Below are 17778 nucleotides of genomic sequence, written 5' to 3' on the forward strand. Positions count from 1 at the left end.
TGATTAAGGCCGATTATGATGAGTGAAAGCCCACAGAAACTTGGGCGTAGCGATTGGAATGAATACATGGACAAGGTGAAGGCGCGGGATAAAAATGCGTTCGAATTTGTCTTTCGTTTTTATGCGCCTAAGTTGAAACAGTTCGCCTACAAACATGTTGGAAACGAGCAAGTTGCTTTGGAGATGGTACAAGAGACCATGGCAACCGTTTGGCAAAAAGCCCATTTGTACGATGGTACAAAGAGTGCGTTATCCACATGGATCTACACCATAATTCGTAATCTCTGTTTTGATTTGCTGAGAAAGCAGAAAGGCAAAGACTTACACATTCATTCTGACGACATTTGGCCTTCAGATTACTATCCGCCTGATTTGGTTGACCATTACTCACCAGAGCAAGACATGCTCAAAGATCAGGTAGTCAAATTTTTAGACATACTGCCGAAAAACCAAAGAGAAGTACTCCAAGCGGTGTACCTTCAAGAACTGCCGCACCAACAGGTCGCTGAATTGTTCGACATACCTTTGGGCACTGTGAAATCTCGATTGAGGTTAGCGGTTGAAAAACTGAGGCATTCGATGCATACGGAGCAATTATGAACAAACATCCAGATAACAACTTGTTAGAGGCTTACGCTTCAGGAAGCATTGATGCAGTTTCTGGTTTGGTGGTTGCCACTCACCTAGAAACCTGTTCAAAATGTCGGGCGTATGTAAACCAGTTAGAAGCGGCGCAGGCCGACGTAGTAATAGAAAGCTCGGTGATGGAATATGATGTCGAGTTCGACAGCATGTTCAATGACATCATCACCGCTGAGCCAAAATCAGACAGCATTATCATAAAAGATGTTGCGCGAGTTGCCGTGGCTGGCAAAGATTTTAAGTTGCCGAAAACGTTGAGTCGTTTTTCTGATTTAGTCGGTGAATGGAAGAGTTACGGTGGTAAAGTCTACAGCGCACAGATTGATTTGGGCGAAGATGCACGTGTCAATCTTATGTACATAAGTGAAGACGTGAGAATTCCTCAGCATACACATAAAGGGCAAGAGTCAACATTGGTTCTGCACGGTGGATTTAGTGATGAAGATGGTCACTACGAAGTGGGTGATGTACTTGTTAGAGATGCGTCTGTTAAACACAGCCCATTTACTAAAGCAGGTGAAGACTGTTTATGTTTAACCGTACTCACCGAGCCGATGATATTTACACAAGGCGTAGCAAGAATCTTTAACTTGTTTGGTAAAGGCATGTACCCTTAAACACTGCGGCAGACAAAACCAAAAAACCACCGAATCTCGGTGGTTTTTTTTCAATCATTTTTCTTTAATCTCTTTGCCTTGCTTTCTCGAGTAGCTCAGTAAAGTAGTGTCTGAGTGAATAAAGCATGATCAAACTAGGCACAACCATCAATGCGGTTAGTATGAAGAAAGTCGTCCAATCATTGAGATAATCCACCAGTTCCCCGCTGAAAGAGGCGAGGGTAGTGCGACCAAAGTTGCCAAGAGATGCAAGCAAGGCGTATTGAGTTGCCGAGAAGGCTTGTCCGGTTAAGATAGTCAAGAAGGACACAAATGCAACGGTCGAGAATGCCGTTGTAAAGTTGTCGACAATGATCGTTGCCAAGTAAAGATGCTCGTTTGGACCCACTTTCGCAATCCAAGCAAACATCAGGTTACTTGCTGCCATTGCGATACCACCTATCATTAAGCCGCGTACGATACCAAACTTCACATTAAACATACTGCCGACAAAGGTGAACAACATGGTTGCGCCCCAACCAATCAATTTGGAGTAATAGCCAATTTGTTCATTGCTAAATCCAATTTCTTTGTAGAAGGCAATCGACATTCGACCTAAGAAAGCTTCACCAATCTTAAATAAGAAAACAAACAGCAATAGCGTGATAGCGACGCGAACACCATTTCGGTTAAAGAAGTCTAAGAAGGGCTCTACAACCGTTACGGTAAACCAAGCTACTACTTTAGAACCCACCACTTCTTTATGGCGTTGCTCAGCTTCAGATTGAAGTTGCTCTCGTTGGGTTTTCGGTTCACCGACCAACAGCGTAAAAATCATCAGTAAAATGACAATAAACGCCATTCCGTAGTAGACACCATTCCAACCGATACTGTCTGCATTGATAAAGGCTAGATACCCAGGGAGTGAGTAACCCGTCCACCAACCAATCACCGCCATAGCAGAAGCTTGTGGCAGTTTAGATTCTTCTGTTTTTGGGAAGGTATCGATGCGGAAAGCATCAATAGCAATATCTTGTGTCGCAGAAGCGGTCGCAATGCAGAGTGCTAGTAATGATGCCAACACAAGATTCTCGGCAGGGTTTACACCGGCAATAAACAGTGTCGCTACTAACACGATACTTTGGCAAAGGAATATCCAGCTTCGACGTTGCCCAAGTAAACGATGCAAAATGGGCAGTTTAAGTCGGTCTACCAGAGGTGCCCACATAAAATTGATCGCGTAAACCGCGAACACGCTACCAAAGTAACCGATAGCAGAAAGCGTCAGGCCCGCATCTTTTAGCCAGCCAGACATATTGGATCCGATAAGGACCCAAGGGAAACCACTGGAACAACCCAGCATGAAAACCCAAAGTAGGCGTTTATCGAGGTAACTTTTTACCGTTTCCAACCAAGTGATGGAAGGTAATGAAGACATAAATCAATCCGTTAAAATAGAGCCACTAAAAGAGAAAGCCCTTCGAATATTCAAAGGGCTTATGGTTTTGGCTACTTGAGTAGAGTTGCTTTGGTAATGACGATTTGCGTCTCTGGGACATCGCGCATGCGACCGATAGACTTGGTTGGCTGCTTCGCCATATTCTGAATGACGTCAAAACCTTCCGTCACTTCTCCAAATACCGCATAACCAGGTGGGCGAGCACCATAGTTTAAGAAGTCATTGTCGACGAGGTTAATAAAGAACTGACGTGTTGCAGAATCAGGTGCGTTTGTACGAGCCATAGCGATCGTTGCTCGGTCGTTGTTCAAACCGTTGTTACCCTCGTTCTTGATTGGCGCGTAAGTTTTTTGCATCTGCATGTCTTGGTTGAAGCCGCCACCTTGCGCCATAAAACCAGGGATAACACGGTGGAAAATGGTACCTTCGTAACTGCCATCTTCCACGTATTTAAGGAAGTTAGCGACAGTAATAGGTGCTTTCTCTTCATTAAGCTCAACAGTAAAGTTACCTAGTGTTGTTTCAAACGCCACTTTAGGGCCTGCAAAAACACTGCAACTTAATAGTGCCAAAGAAAGAATCGCTTTGCGTAACATTAGAATCGCTCCTGCATGTATTGACGAAGCTCAGGATCGTTTGCGATTTCCTTCAGAGTTAAAGCCACGACATCATTCAATGTTTGTTCAATGTCTGAGTCTGAAGCGCTAAGTGTGCCTGAGCGTTTAGCTGTACCAGTATAGGTCTTAACTAGCTTGCCTTGCGGAGTTTCTGCGGTGATTTCAAGAATCACTTTCGCGTCCATCTCGTTTTCCATCACAGAATGTTTAACGTTGACTAGCGCTTCTTGTACTTCTAATTGAATAGAATTATCGCTGTTTAAATCCGAGTGAAAACCTTGAGAAGAGAACTGTTTCTCTAGCGCCTCTTCTAGCGAAATACGTAGGTTTTGCTTGGCATGGATTGGCAGAATGTTAGAGCGTCCGTTATCGACAAGTGCAACGTATTGCGCTGCACGAACGTCTTTACTGGTTAAGCTGTACGTCTTACCTTGCACGATCGGGTTAGTGCTTAGTGTCGATTCAGCCTGTAGGTTCAGTTGTGGTTGTTGTGGCGCTGAACATGCAGCAAGCAAGGCAACCGAAGCCGCGAGTACCAGTTTTCTCATTTTATTATTCCTTTTAAACATGTTGCTAAAGTCAGGACTTTATTGCTTTGCGCCTAATTTAGCAGGATCTTTTGTTGCCTGTAAAATCACGAACTTACTGTTAGAAGCGACTAGTTTCACATTTTTGTCGCCAAACAGACGTTTTAGCTTCGCATCGTAACCAAGGTGACGGTTACCTATGACTAGTAACTTGCCACCTTTGTTCAAAATTTGTTTAGAGTCGCAGAACATCTGCCAAGCGATATGATCGGTTACCGCTTGTTGTTGGTGGAATGGCGGGTTACACATCACCATGTCAGCACTATCAGGGTTAAAGCCATCCAAACAGTTATTTGCAATGCATTGAATGTCGTAAGTTTTGCCTAGGTTATCAACTAAGTTTTGTTTAGCTGACTCGATAGCCATAAAGCTTTCATCCACACTCGTTAGGCGGGCTTGAGGGTTCAATTGCCCCATTTTCACTGATAGCACACCGTTGCCACAGCCGAGGTCGATGATGTGTTTCAACGTTGGATCTTGAGGTAGGTGTTGAAGCATAAAACGTGCACCTAAGTCCAGACTTTCGCCTGAGTAAACATTTGGTAGATTTTTCAGTTGAATGTTTTCTCCGTCTACTCCCCAAACGGTCATCGGATCGACTTCTATGACTGGCAGTGCATTAGCATTAGAAAACACCAAACGATGTTTTTTCCACGCGAGAGACGTTTTCGTCTCACCTAAGTGTTTTTCAAACAATTTAAGTGTTGAAGTGTGAATCTCTTTTGCTTTGTTGACGGCAATAATTGGGCAAGAGTCAGGGAGCGTTTTACGTAGTTGACTTAATAACCAAACTAGGTGGCGATTACTTTTTGGCAATTGCATCAAGACCAAGTCTGTATTCTCAGGAATATCGTCCATCGTAGTGAGAAAGGCGACTGGCTTACATTGGTTATCTTCGAGGTTTTGCTGTGCGCCCTTGTGTGAGATGAAGGAGTCACTCATGAGGGTGACATTGTGATTGTCCGAAAACCAACATGCCAAAGCGCCGAAGCTATCGTTAATAACAACAATGTTTTGGTTATCTGGTATTGCTAACTCTTCCACGTGATTGATGAGGTACTCATCCCCCGCATCCCATGCTTGAAGAGTCTCGTTAGAGCGCTTAGGGAAACGATGAAGCGATAGGCTTCTCTCGTGAAGATTCAGTTCGGTTTTCATAGCTAAACGTAAGTCAATTTGGAAATAAGTGATTATTGTCGCAAATGATGAGAGCTCAAGATACAAAAAGCTGTCAAATTTACTGATTTTCACAGGCTTTTGCTAAATCATTTCGCATTGAAAGAGAGGGGATTATGAGTTCGCTTATTTAATTTGCCAATCGAGAGTATATACTTAGCGAATTGGCATCGATGAGGATGAAATATGATCCAAGAAATCATAGAAAAGAAACTGCATAGTGAGTTGCAACCTAATTATTTGAAAGTGATCAATGAGAGTTACATGCACAACGTTCCACCGGGTTCAGAAAGTCACTTTAAAGTGATAGTGGTCAGTGATGCATTCGCTGGTCAGCGCCTCATTGGGCGTCACCGTCAAGTACACACTGTACTGGCTGATGAACTTGATAATCACATTCACGCATTGGCGATTCACACCTACACCAATGAAGAGTGGAAACAAGAGCAAGACGGTGCGCCAGATAGTCCGATGTGTATGGGTGGCGGTCGTTAGAGTGTGATTAAAACACTGATTTAGAAAGATGGTTTCGACCATCTTTTTTTGTTTTACATCTTTACGGGATTAAAATGTGGCACAAATAAAGGTTAAAAAATGTGTTAACAGTGTTTCAACAAATGAATGAAAATTAACGCATGTTTCAAAGCGTGAATGTTTTATTTCCTTAGCAGATGCAAGGGATTTGGCATTTGTGCGATGGGTCAAAGTTATGACTATTCTTTAACCTTTTACACTCGATTCTACCGAAATAAACCCTCCTTTCCTAAGATTGGTCATGGCATCAAGTTCCTAAAAAATGCTAGACTACCGCACCTGATAAATCTCGCCTAATATTTGTGACGAGATAATTAATAGGATGTTGCGATTTTGATGTTTTAAACAACGTCGAAACCGGACACTGATGTCGTGTCTAAAAGTTACGCAATCAAAAGAATCTTTTTCCCGATAAAAGTAGTGCAAGTGCGTATGATTACAATAAAGAAGGGCTTGGATCTTCCTATCGCAGGAACTCCATCCCAGGTGATTAATGATGGTAAGACCATCAAAAAAGTCGCCTTGCTTGGCGAAGAGTACGTTGGCATGCGTCCTACCATGCATGTCCGCGTTGGTGATGAAGTGAAAAAAGCGCAAGTTCTTTTTGAAGACAAAAAGAACCCTGGCGTTAAGTTCACAGCACCAGCAGCCGGTAAAGTGATCGAAGTTAACCGTGGCGCTAAGCGTGTTCTCCAATCTGTAGTGATTGAAGTGGCAGGCGAAGAGCAGGTAACATTTGATAAGTTCGAAGCAGCTCAACTAGCAAATCTAGATCGTGAAGCGATCAAGACTCAACTGGTTGATTCTGGCCTTTGGACCGCTTTACGTACTCGTCCGTTTAGCAAGGTTCCAGCAATCGATTCAAATTCTAAGGCTATCTTTGTAACTGCAATGGATACTAATCCACTAGCAGCTCAGCCTGAGTTGATCATTAATGAACAACAAGAAGCATTCGTTGCAGGTCTAGACATTCTTTCAGCCCTGACAGAAGACAAGGTTTACGTATGTAAATCTGGCACTAGTTTGCCACGCTCTTCTCAGTCTAACGTAGAAGAACACGTCTTCGATGGCCCTCACCCAGCAGGTCTTGCTGGCACCCACATGCATTTCCTATACCCAGTAAATGCACAAAACGTGGCTTGGAGCATCAACTACCAAGACGTTATCGCGTTCGGTAAGTTATTCCTTACTGGTGAGCTATACACAGATCGTGTTGTATCTCTTGCTGGTCCTGTAGTGAATAACCCACGTCTTCTTCGTACTGTTGTAGGTGCTTCTCTTGAAGACCTAACTGACAGCGAATTGATGCCAGGTGAAGTTCGTGTGATTTCAGGCTCTGTACTTTCAGGTACTCACGCGTCTGGTCCACATGCTTACCTTGGTCGTTACCATCAGCAGGTTTCTGTCCTGCGTGAAGGTCGTGAGAAAGAACTGTTTGGCTGGGCTGTTCCTGGTAAAAACAAATTCTCAATCACGAAATCTTTCCTTGGTCACATCTTTAAAGGTCAGTTGTTCAACATGACAACAACGACTAACGGTAGTGATCGTGCAATGGTTCCAATTGGCAACTACGAACGTGTAATGCCACTTGATATGGAACCTACTTTGCTGCTTCGTGATCTATGTGCAGGCGATACAGACAGTGCTCAAACACTGGGTGCGCTTGAACTGGATGAAGAAGATCTAGCATTGTGCACCTTTGTATGTCCTGGTAAATACGAGTACGGTCTGCTACTTCGTGAATGCCTAGATACCATTGTGAAGGAAGGGTAATCCATGCTTAAGAAATTCATAGAGGATATCGAGCATCATTTTGAACCAGGCGGCAAACACGAAAAATGGTTTGCACTGTACGAAGCAGCGGCAACGCTTTTCTACACGCCAGGTCTAGTAACAAAACGTAGCTCGCACGTCCGTGATAGCGTTGACTTAAAACGTATCATGATCATGGTTTGGTTCGCGGTATTCCCAGCAATGTTCTGGGGTATGTACAACGCGGGTGGCCAAGCTATCGCAGCACTTAACCACATGTACGCTGGTGATCAACTAGCGACAGTTATCTCTGGTAACTGGCACTACTGGCTAACAGAAATGCTTGGCGGCACCATAGGTGCTGAAGCAGGTGTTGGCAGTAAAATGCTACTAGGTGCGACTTACTTCCTACCAATCTACGCAACAGTATTTATTGTTGGTGGTTTCTGGGAAGTGCTTTTCTGTATGGTGCGTAAGCACGAAGTTAACGAAGGTTTCTTTGTAACTTCTATTCTATTCGCACTTATCGTTCCACCAACGCTACCTCTATGGCAAGCGGCACTAGGTATCACATTTGGTGTTGTTGTAGCTAAAGAGATCTTCGGTGGTACTGGTCGTAACTTCCTTAACCCTGCACTTGCAGGCCGTGCGTTTCTATTCTTCGCTTACCCAGCTCAAATCTCGGGTGACGTAGTATGGACAGCAGCTGACGGCTTCTCTGGTGCAACTGCTCTTAGCCAATGGGCTCACGGCGGTAGCGGCGCGTTGATCAACAACATCACTGGCGCTCCTATCACTTGGATGGATGCTTTCATCGGTAACATCCCAGGTTCAATTGGTGAAGTATCGACTCTAGCTCTAATGATCGGTGCAGCGATGATCGTATACATGCGAATCGCTTCATGGCGCATCATTGCGGGTGTAATGATCGGTATGATTGCAGTGTCTACGTTGTTCAACGTGATTGGCTCTGACACCAACCCAATGTTCAACATGCCTTGGCACTGGCACCTAGTTCTAGGTGGTTTTGCATTCGGTATGTTCTTCATGGCGACGGACCCAGTATCAGCTTCATTTACCAACGGTGGTAAGTGGTGGTACGGCATCCTTATCGGTGCAATGTGTGTGATGATCCGTGTAGTTAACCCAGCGTACCCAGAAGGTATGATGCTGGCGATTCTATTCGCGAACCTATTCGCACCTCTGTTCGACCATGTAGTTATCGAGAAGAACATCAAGCGGAGACTAGCACGCTATGGCAAGTAATAACGACAGCATTAAAAAGACGCTGGGTGTTGTTATCGGGTTGAGCCTTGTTTGTTCAATCATCGTATCAACAGCGGCAGTAGGCCTGCGTGATAAGCAAAAAGCTAACGCTGTCCTAGATAAGCAATCAAAGATTGTAGAAGTTGCTGGCATTGAAGCTGACGGTAAAAAAGTACCTGAGCTATTTGCTGAGTACATTGAACCTCGTCTAGTTGACTTCAAAACAGGTGATTTTGTCGAGACTGCAGAAGACGGTTCTACAGCAGCTAACTATGACCAACGTAAAGCAGCGAAAGATCCAGCAGAGTCTATCAAGCTAACAGCTGATGAAGACAAAGCTAAGATCCTACGTCGTGCTAACACAGGTATCGTTTACCTAGTGAAAAGCGGTGATGAAGTATCTAAAGTTATCATCCCTGTTCACGGTACTGGTCTTTGGTCAATGATGTACGCATTCGTTGCGGTTGAAACTGACGGTGACACTGTGTCTGGTATCACTTACTACGAGCAAGGTGAAACTCCTGGACTTGGTGGTGAAGTAGAGAACCCAGCATGGCGTGCTCAATTCGTTGGCAAGAAACTATTCGACGAGAACCACAAACCAGCAATCAAGATTGTTAAAGGTGGTGCTCCAGAAGGTTCTGAACACGGCGTTGACGGCCTATCTGGTGCGACACTAACTGGTAACGGTGTTCAAGGTACATTCGACTTCTGGTTAGGTGACATGGGCTTTGGTCCTTTCCTAGCAAAAGTTCGTGACGGAGGTCTGAACTAATGTCTAGCGCACAAAACATTAAAAAGAGCATTATGGCGCCGGTGTTGGATAACAACCCAATCGCGCTACAGGTTCTTGGTGTATGTTCTGCTCTTGCAGTAACAACTAAACTAGAAACAGCATTTGTAATGACACTAGCGGTAACATTCGTAACTGCACTGTCAAACTTCTCTGTTTCTTTAATCCGTAACCACATTCCTAACAGTGTGCGTATCATCGTTCAAATGGCGATCATCGCATCTCTAGTAATCGTGGTAGACCAAGTGCTTAAAGCATACCTATACGATATCTCTAAACAGCTATCGGTATTCGTAGGTCTGATCATTACGAACTGTATCGTAATGGGTCGTGCCGAAGCGTTCGCGATGAAGTCTGCGCCAATCCCATCTCTAATCGATGGTATCGGTAACGGTCTTGGTTACGGTTTCGTTCTTATCACTGTTGGTTTCTTCCGCGAGCTATTTGGCTCAGGCAAACTATTTGGCCTAGAAGTACTACCTCTAGTGAGCAACGGTGGTTGGTACCAGCCAAACGGCCTGATGCTACTTGCACCATCAGCATTCTTCTTAATCGGTTTCATGATCTGGGCTATCCGCATTATCAGACCTGAACAAATCGAAGCGAAGGAGTAAGGACGTCATGGAACATTACATCAGTCTGCTAGTTAAATCGATTTTCATCGAAAACATGGCACTGTCTTTCTTCCTAGGTATGTGTACTTTCCTTGCCGTATCTAAGAAAGTTAAGACCTCTTTCGGTCTGGGTGTTGCAGTTGTGGTAGTACTAACTATCGCGGTTCCTGTGAACAACCTAGTTTACAACCTAGTTTTGAAAGAGAACGCGTTAGTTGAGGGCGTAGACCTTAGCTTCCTAAACTTCATCACCTTTATCGGTGTAATTGCGGCACTTGTACAGATTCTAGAGATGGTTCTTGACCGTTTCTTCCCACCTTTGTACAACGCGCTTGGCATCTTCCTACCGCTGATCACAGTAAACTGTGCGATCTTCGGTGGTGTATCTTTCATGGTACAACGTGACTACAACTTTGCTGAATCTGTTGTTTACGGCTTCGGTTCTGGTGTGGGCTGGATGCTAGCAATCGTTGCTCTTGCAGGTATCCGTGAGAAGATGAAGTATTCAGACGTACCTCCTGGTTTACGTGGTCTTGGTATCACGTTCATCACTGTAGGTCTGATGGCGTTAGGCTTCATGTCTTTCTCTGGTGTTCAACTGTAAGTCGGGTAAACCGCATTAATTAAGGAATAGTCAATGGACATTATTCTTGGTGTAGTGATGTTTACTCTGATCGTACTTGCGCTAGTACTAGTGATTCTTTTCGCTAAGTCTAAGCTTGTACCAACAGGTGACATTACAATTTCTGTGAACGATGACCCTTCACTGGCGATCGTTACACAACCAGGTGGTAAGCTACTATCTGCGTTAGCTGGTGCTGGCGTATTCGTATCTTCTGCTTGTGGTGGCGGTGGCTCATGTGGTCAGTGTCGCGTAAAAGTTAAATCAGGTGGTGGCGACATCCTACCTACCGAGCTTGACCATATTACTAAAGGTGAAGCACGTGAAGGTGAGCGTCTAGCGTGTCAAGTTGCAATGAAAACTGACATGGACATCGAGCTTCCTGAAGAAATCTTCGGCGTTAAGAAGTGGGAATGTTCAGTTATCTCTAACGATAACAAAGCAACATTCATCAAAGAGCTTAAGCTACAAATCCCAGATGGCGAATCAGTACCTTTCCGTGCTGGTGGTTACATCCAGATTGAAGCGCCAGCTCACCACGTTAAATACGCTGATTTCGATGTACCTGAAGAGTACCGTGGTGATTGGGATAAATTTAACCTGTTCCGCTACGAGTCTAAGGTAAACGAAGAAACGATCCGTGCGTACTCTATGGCTAACTACCCAGAAGAACACGGTATCATCATGCTTAACGTACGTATCGCGACTCCGCCGCCGAACAACCCAGACGTACCACCTGGTATCATGTCATCGTTCATCTGGTCTCTAAAAGAAGGCGACAAGTGTACGATTTCTGGTCCATTCGGTGAGTTTTTCGCGAAAGACACTGACGCTGAAATGGTATTCGTTGGTGGTGGTGCAGGTATGGCTCCAATGCGTTCTCATATCTTCGACCAGCTAAAACGTCTGCACTCTAAGCGTAAGATGTCATTCTGGTACGGTGCACGTTCTAAGCGTGAAATGTTCTACGTAGAAGACTTTGATGGCCTAGCGGCTGACAACGATAACTTCGTATGGCACTGTGCTCTGTCTGACCCTATGCCAGAAGATAACTGGGATGGTTACACAGGCTTCATTCACAATGTTCTTTACGAGAACTACCTACGTGATCACGAAGCACCAGAAGATTGTGAATACTACATGTGTGGTCCACCTATGATGAACGCGGCTGTAATCGGCATGCTAAAAGATCTAGGTGTAGAGGATGAGAACATCCTACTAGATGACTTCGGTGGTTAATCCCTCTAAGTGATTGAATCTATGGCTAGCTCTCTAAGAGCTAGCCATTCTTTTTTGTAAAATACAAAATGATATTCAACAGTTGCTATAGGAAATCGGTTTATCTTAAGAGAACCCATTTTCCATATCAATTTAACAACAATAGGAGTAAACAAGTGAGTAAATGGCTTGTTGCATTCGCTTCTCTATTGGTTTTGGCTGGCTGTGAAAAGTCTGCGGATCAAATTCATCTAAGTGGCCCAACAATGGGCACAACTTACAACATCAAATACATTGAGCAAGACGGCCTACCATCGCCTGAAGCGCTTCAGACAGAAATCGATCGCCTACTTGAAGAAGTGAACGATCAAATGTCAACGTACCGCGAAGATTCAGAGCTTAGCCGTTTCAACCAACACACAACAAGTGAGCCGTTTGAGGTATCGCCACAAACTGCAACAGTAGTGAAAGAAGCGATTCGTCTAAACGGTCTTACTTTAGGTGCATTGGACGTCACTGTTGGTCCTTTGGTTAACCTTTGGGGCTTTGGACCTGAAGCGCGTCCAGATGTGGTTCCGACAGACGAAGAGCTAGCGGCTCGCAAAGCGAATACAGGTATCCATCATCTGTCTATTGAAGGCAATAAAATGTCCAAAGACATTCCAAACCTTTACGTTGATCTATCAACTATCGCAAAAGGTTGGGGTGTTGATGTGGTTGCGGATTACCTACAAGCTGAAGGTATTCACAACTACATGGTAGAAGTAGGCGGTGAAATGCGTTTGAAAGGCCTTAACCGCGAAGGTGTGCCATGGCGTATCGCGATTGAAAAGCCAACTGTTGATGAGCGCTCAATCCAAGAAATTATTGAGCCTGGTGATATGGCAATTGCAACAAGCGGTGACTATCGTAATTACTTTGAGAGCAATGGTGTGCGATACTCACACATCATCAATCCTCAAACAGGCAAACCTATTCATCATAAGGTAGTGTCTGTAACGGTACTGGATAAATCGTCGATGACAGCTGATGGCCTTGCTACTGGTATTATGGTGCTAGGCGAAGACAAAGGCATGGAAATCGCGAATGAAAATAACATCCCAGTTTTCATGATTGTGAAAACGGACGATGGTTTTAAAGAACTGGCTTCGGAAGCATACAAGCCGTTCATGAAGAAATAACAACTTAGTGAGCATGTCCCAATGAGTACATTTCTAATTACTTTTGCTGTCTTTGTTGCGGTGATTGCCGCGATGGCAGTTGGCTACATCTTCCAGAAGAAGGTAGTGAAAGGCAGTTGTGGTGGTCTTGGTGCGGTAGGCATCGAGAAGGTATGTAACTGTCCTGAACCATGTGATGCGCGTAAAAAGCGTGAAGCTCGTGAAGCACTACGTGCTGAAAAACTTGCTGCATGGGAAAAAGATCGCATTGCTTAATATGTGAATCCTAAACAGAAAAACCCAGCCTCGCGCTGGGTTTTATTTTTTCTGAGCAGTGAATGTTCGTTACTGGTAAATGGTCTGATTTCGGCCATTCCCTTTTGCTTGATACAGCCGGTCATCCGCTACCTTAATCTGTTGGTCAAGGTTGCCGTCGATGTTTGATACTCCAACGCTAATCGTTACTTGAATACTCTCGTCCTGATAAGGTACGGGTGTTTTCTCTACACGTTGACGCATTTGTTCCAGTCGATTGACGAATTCATCATAACTGCCACAAGATTGTATACAGAACTCTTCACCACCAAAGCGTGCAATCACGTCTTCTGGGAAATAGATCTTCAGGATATTCGCTACCATCACCAAGGCTGCATCCCCCCCGTCATGCCCGTAATTATCATTCACCTTTTTGAAGAAATCTATATCTAGCATCGCGATGTTTCGCTGTTCACACCCGTAACAAGCTTGACCAAACAAAAATCGACGATTCCATAAACCAGTTAATGAATCTTGGTTGGCCATCCGGAACAATTCGGTAGTAGCTTCTTTCATGTCTAAGATTTGATGGACACGACAGAAAAATTCTTCTTGGTTGAAGGGCTTATATAAAAAGTCGTTAGCGCCAGCCTTCAGAAAGCGTGCGGTCATGGTGTGGTCGTCACTGCCAGAGATGCCTAGGATAGCCAGTTGGTTTTTATCCAGCTTTTGGCGCAGTTCTCGGATCATAGTGATGCCGTCTTTTACCGGCATGTCATGATCTGTCAAAACCAAGGTGATGTCGGGATTTTGCTCGATGAGCTCAATGGCTTTTTGTCCATTTTCAGCTTGCAAGGTTTGGATGTACTGGTGCTCTAACAATTGAACAACGTGTCGACGAACCGTCATCGAATCGTCAACGACTAAACACTTGTGTCGCTGATTATTGGTCAATCGTTTGAGCAGTGGAAGGAGGTAAGAGACGGAAGCCATACTGTCTTTCAGAATGTAGTCCAAGACGCCTTTCGCCAGCATTTTCTCACGAACATCATCTTGAAACATTGCAGTAAGCACGATGACTTTTTGTTGATGAGCTAAAGAAAGGTCGATGATTTCGCCTTCTTGGGCGTCAGGTAAGCAGTAATCTAATACCGCACACAACAGCTCTGGTTTAGCCGCTAAAATGGATTGAGCGTCCGCATAGCTCTCTGCAGCAAGTACCTCATAACCAGCCTGAGTTAAGATCTGTACGAGATAGTTTCTAAAGGCGCGACTGTCTTCGACGACCAGTATTTTATTACTCAAAGAAGTGTCCCTACTTTTTTAGTGTTATTTGAATCAATAATAACGAAATATGAATACATCGCTATTAAAAACTCCGACAAAAATTTCCAATATTGACTCCAGATAACAGTATTTCCAATACGTATATTTGCAGCTATACTGTGTTTTTGAACAGTGTATTTGTGTGTAGAGCGTGATTGAGCGAGTAAGAAAAATTATTCACGTGGATATGGATTGTTTCTATGCGGCGGTAGAAATGCGAGACAATCCAAATTACCGTGGTATTGCGCTTGCAGTAGGTGGCCATGAGAAGCAGAGAGGTGTCATCAGCACGTGTAATTATGAAGCACGTAAGTTTGGTGTACGCAGTGCAATGCCAACCGCAAGAGCATTACAACTATGTCCGAACCTCCTCGTCGTTCCGGGGCGCATGCACGTGTATAAACAAGTTTCTCAGCAGATTCGCGCCATCTTTGAACGATATACATCGCTTATTGAACCGCTTTCTCTTGATGAGGCTTATCTCGATGTTACCGACTCTACGGTATGTCGTGGTTCCGCGACCTTGATTGCGGAATCGATTCGTAATGACATCCGAAATGAGCTGGGAATTACTGCATCTGCAGGTATTGCTCCGATTAAGTTTCTCGCCAAAGTCGCTTCAGACATGAACAAACCCAATGGTCAGTTTGTGATCCCACCCGATAAAGTCCAAGAGGTGGTAGATAAACTGCCTTTGGAAAAGATCCCAGGTGTTGGCAAAGTGAGTTTAGAGAAACTCCATCAGGCTGGCTTCTATCTATGTGAAGACATAAAAAACAGTGATTACCGTGAACTATTGCGTCAGTTCGGGCGTCAAGGCGCTTCGCTTTGGAAACGCAGTCATGGTATTGATGATCGCGAAGTGGTGGTGGAACGTGAACGCAAATCGGTTGGAGTAGAGCGAACCTTTAGCGAAAACATTTCGACTTACGACGAATGTTGGAAGGTGATTGAAGATAAGCTGTACCCTGAACTGGAGAGACGCTTAGAAAAAGCCAGTCCAGATAAATCGATCATCAAGCAGGGTATCAAGCTCAAGTTTGCTGACTTTCAACTCACAACGATTGAGCACATTCACCCTCAACTGGAACTGGATGACTTCAAAGTTCTGTTAAGAGACATTCTTAAACGTCAAAACGGCCGAGAGATACGCTTGTTAGGCTTGAGTGTGATGCTCAAGCCTGAAGAACAAGCACGGCAATTGAGTTTCTTCTAAGCTCGCGCTAACTCAACTTGCTTGAGCACTTGTTCAAAGGAGACATTCGCCATTGAACCATAGCCTCGTAGTTTACTGGCTTTAAGTTGAGTGATGATTGGCGTGCTAATACCACATAGGAATCGAGCTACGGCGGCATTACTGATCGCCGTTGGTGAAAGCTGAACAAACTCATCAACCCAAGTGGACAAATGTGCCAGTTCAGGCTGCTCTTGTTTTGTCTGAGTGAACGATGCGACTTGTCCACGACATACTGAGCAGTGACCACATTGCGTCGGTGCATTGTGATCAGCAAAGTAATGTGCTAATTGATAGCTCAAGCAGTCCGATGATTGGAACAGATTCAACATCGTATGAATTCGTTCAATGTCTTTTTGTTCTTTGGATTGGAACAGTTCAACCAAATGTTGAGAGGTCGCTTCTTGGTTTTGAGTAGCAGGGAGAACCGAATACACATCCGTTAGCTGCTTGCTTTCTAATTCAATCCAACCGTTTTGGTGGAAGTAATCAAGCGCCGCAACCACACGGCTACGCTCAGATTGATAGTTCATCCATAACGCTTCCAAATCCACCTGGCACCATACTTTCGCTTTGGTCGAGCAAGCAAAAATAGCTTCAATAAACTGACGTCGTTCACCTTGGAACTGATTGAGGATGAAAGATTGGTCTTGCAAAAACTTGAAGCGATATTCAGCAAAATAACTGTATTTTGCCGTAATAACTTGGGCGAGTTCCAAATAAACTAGCAATGTCTTTAGTGGCAACTGACGAATGTTACTGTCTCGAGATAAACGCAAAGCCATCACCTCCCATTGAGGAGCATGCTCGCGAATTTGTTCCAACACATAATGAATCGAGCTAGGTTCTGGAGTATCACCAAACACAAAGTTTTCTAGGACGGTCAAGCCCGAAGTATTCCCAAGTAAAATGCATTCTGAGCGCTCGCCATCACGCCCTGCACGTCCAATTTCTTGCGCGTAGTTCTCGATTGACTTAGGTAAGTCAAAGTGAATTACTCGGCGAATGTCGGATTTATCGACTCCCATACCAAACGCGATGGTCGCGACAATGCAGTCAATTTGTGACGCCATAAATTGATGTTGAATCTGTTCGCGGATTTCGCTTTTCATGCCAGCGTGGTAAGCATGTGCATTGACGCCTAAATGGATCAAAGACTTTGCCACTTGCTCGGCGGTTTGCTGCTGTGTCACGTAGACGATGGTAGGAAGTTTTGGTGCAGCCGTAATAAGATCGCCAAGTTGAGTGGTCTTATTCGCTTCTTCACAAGGAACAACGGAGATATCAAGGTTAGGGCGATAAAAGCCAGTCACTGTAATGTGTTCACTCGCGATATTGAACTTCTTCTGCATATCTTCAATAACCGCAGGGGTTGCAGTGGCGGTTAACAATAGAGATTGTTTGATGTTGAGGTCTTGCTGATATTGTGGAAGTTTGAGGTAATCAGGGCGGAAGTTGTGGCCCCATTCAGAGATACAGTGCGCTTCGTCGACCACCATTAAAGAGATAGGAATTTGACGAATAAACTCTCGAAAGCGTTCGTTCTTCAAGCGTTCAACCGAGATCATCAAGATTTTAATCTTGCCACTTTTTACGCCCGCCATTACTTGTTGAGTTTCTTCTCGACTTTGGCTGCTGTCCACTGATGCCGCAGGAATCCCTCGACTTTGTAGAAAGCTTAATTGGTCTTTCATTAAAGCCAAAAGCGGCGAGATCACTAACGTTAGATTGGGTAGCAAAGTCGCGGGCAGTTGGTAACAAAGTGATTTACCTGAGCCAGTTGGAAAGATTGCGGCAGCGGAATGACCACTCATCACAGCTTCAATGACGGGTTGCTGTCCTGATCGTAAAGAATCAAAACCAAACACAGACTGAAGTGTTTGCTGAAGTGGGTCACTTTGCATAATAGGGAAACCTCTATTTGATG

The 17778-nt window shown here is 44.4% G+C and carries 18 protein-coding genes; 12 read left to right on the forward strand and 6 right to left on the reverse strand.

What is annotated here, in order from left to right; translation table 11 throughout:
• Window positions 1–15 precede the first annotated feature (15 nt).
• A complete protein-coding gene (locus C1S74_RS14815; RefSeq protein ID WP_038864633.1) occupies window positions 16–600 on the forward strand; it encodes an RNA polymerase sigma factor in 585 nt (194 codons plus the stop codon).
• Window positions 597–1259: a ChrR family anti-sigma-E factor gene (locus C1S74_RS14820; RefSeq protein WP_038864634.1), complete on the forward strand. Its 663-nt coding sequence runs from the start codon at window positions 597–599 to the stop codon at window positions 1257–1259. Before C1S74_RS14815 ends, C1S74_RS14820 begins: the two co-directional genes overlap by 4 nt.
• 64 nt (window positions 1260–1323) lie before the next feature.
• Here the strand turns inward: C1S74_RS14820 and C1S74_RS14825 are convergent, their stop codons facing one another.
• From C1S74_RS14825 to C1S74_RS14840, 4 genes are all read right to left on the reverse strand, one after another.
• Window positions 1324–2676, reverse strand: coding sequence for an AmpG family muropeptide MFS transporter (locus C1S74_RS14825; protein WP_038864637.1), 1353 nt, complete (start codon window positions 2674–2676; stop codon window positions 1324–1326).
• A 71-nt stretch (window positions 2677–2747) separates the two neighbouring features.
• Window positions 2748–3293: a peptidylprolyl isomerase gene (locus tag C1S74_RS14830; RefSeq protein WP_038864639.1), complete on the reverse strand. Its 546-nt coding sequence runs from the start codon at window positions 3291–3293 to the stop codon at window positions 2748–2750.
• On the reverse strand, window positions 3293–3862 hold the full coding sequence (locus C1S74_RS14835) for a YajG family lipoprotein (RefSeq protein ID WP_038864641.1): 570 nt from the start codon (window positions 3860–3862) through the stop codon (window positions 3293–3295). Before C1S74_RS14835 ends, C1S74_RS14830 begins: the two co-directional genes overlap by 1 nt.
• Window positions 3863–3901: 39 nt before the next feature.
• Complete coding sequence (locus C1S74_RS14840; protein WP_045404078.1) at window positions 3902–5059, reverse strand: methyltransferase; 1158 nt, start codon at window positions 5057–5059, stop codon at window positions 3902–3904.
• A 204-nt stretch (window positions 5060–5263) separates the two neighbouring features.
• Here C1S74_RS14840 and bolA point away from each other — a divergent pair, with 204 nt between their 5' ends.
• The 9 genes from bolA (at window position 5264) to nqrM (ending at window position 13312) form a co-directional block, all read left to right on the forward strand.
• Entirely contained in the window at window positions 5264–5572 is a 309-nt protein-coding gene (gene bolA / locus C1S74_RS14845; protein WP_005427328.1) for a transcriptional regulator BolA, read from the forward strand.
• A gap of 471 nt (window positions 5573–6043) precedes the next feature.
• Complete coding sequence (locus tag C1S74_RS14850) at window positions 6044–7384, forward strand: Na(+)-translocating NADH-quinone reductase subunit A (RefSeq protein ID WP_038864644.1); 1341 nt, start codon at window positions 6044–6046, stop codon at window positions 7382–7384.
• Window positions 7385–7387: 3 nt separating this feature from the next.
• Window positions 7388–8629 (forward strand): NADH:ubiquinone reductase (Na(+)-transporting) subunit B, encoded by a 1242-nt coding sequence (locus C1S74_RS14855; RefSeq protein ID WP_005436648.1) that lies wholly within the window; start codon window positions 7388–7390, stop codon window positions 8627–8629.
• Entirely contained in the window at window positions 8619–9404 is a 786-nt protein-coding gene (locus tag C1S74_RS14860; RefSeq protein WP_038864645.1) for a Na(+)-translocating NADH-quinone reductase subunit C, read from the forward strand. The genes C1S74_RS14855 and C1S74_RS14860 overlap by 11 nt, the downstream gene beginning before the upstream one ends.
• On the forward strand, window positions 9404–10036 hold the full coding sequence (locus C1S74_RS14865; RefSeq protein ID WP_005436651.1) for an NADH:ubiquinone reductase (Na(+)-transporting) subunit D: 633 nt from the start codon (window positions 9404–9406) through the stop codon (window positions 10034–10036). Before C1S74_RS14860 ends, C1S74_RS14865 begins: the two co-directional genes overlap by 1 nt.
• Before the next feature lie 7 nt (window positions 10037–10043).
• Window positions 10044–10640: an NADH:ubiquinone reductase (Na(+)-transporting) subunit E gene (gene nqrE / locus C1S74_RS14870; protein WP_005436652.1), complete on the forward strand. Its 597-nt coding sequence runs from the start codon at window positions 10044–10046 to the stop codon at window positions 10638–10640.
• A gap of 33 nt (window positions 10641–10673) precedes the next feature.
• The gene (nqrF, locus tag C1S74_RS14875; RefSeq protein WP_038864647.1) at window positions 10674–11897 is read left to right on the forward strand and encodes an NADH:ubiquinone reductase (Na(+)-transporting) subunit F; all 1224 of its coding nucleotides are present in this window, start codon (window positions 10674–10676) and stop codon (window positions 11895–11897) included.
• A gap of 155 nt (window positions 11898–12052) precedes the next feature.
• A complete protein-coding gene (locus tag C1S74_RS14880) occupies window positions 12053–13057 on the forward strand; it encodes an FAD:protein FMN transferase (RefSeq protein WP_045403970.1) in 1005 nt (334 codons plus the stop codon).
• Window positions 13058–13078: 21 nt separating this feature from the next.
• Window positions 13079–13312 carry a (Na+)-NQR maturation NqrM gene (nqrM, locus tag C1S74_RS14885; protein WP_005427386.1) on the forward strand — a complete coding sequence of 78 codons (234 nt, stop codon included), beginning with the start codon at window positions 13079–13081 and terminating at the stop codon, window positions 13310–13312.
• A 69-nt stretch (window positions 13313–13381) separates the two neighbouring features.
• Here the strand turns inward: nqrM and C1S74_RS14890 are convergent, their stop codons facing one another.
• Window positions 13382–14596 (reverse strand): diguanylate cyclase, encoded by a 1215-nt coding sequence (locus C1S74_RS14890; RefSeq protein WP_045403972.1) that lies wholly within the window; start codon window positions 14594–14596, stop codon window positions 13382–13384.
• A gap of 208 nt (window positions 14597–14804) precedes the next feature.
• Between C1S74_RS14890 and dinB the strand changes: the two genes are divergently transcribed.
• Window positions 14805–15833, forward strand: a complete 1029-nt coding sequence (dinB, locus tag C1S74_RS14895) for a DNA polymerase IV (RefSeq protein ID WP_020195479.1) — start codon at window positions 14805–14807, stop codon at window positions 15831–15833.
• Here the strand turns inward: dinB and C1S74_RS14900 are convergent.
• Complete coding sequence (locus C1S74_RS14900; protein ID WP_045403974.1) at window positions 15830–17755, reverse strand: RecQ family ATP-dependent DNA helicase; 1926 nt, start codon at window positions 17753–17755, stop codon at window positions 15830–15832. The genes dinB and C1S74_RS14900 overlap by 4 nt on opposite strands.
• Window positions 17756–17778 lie beyond the last annotated feature (23 nt).

This window comes from Vibrio hyugaensis, from assembly GCF_002906655.1.
Classification (GTDB): Bacteria; Pseudomonadota; Gammaproteobacteria; order Enterobacterales; family Vibrionaceae; genus Vibrio; species Vibrio hyugaensis.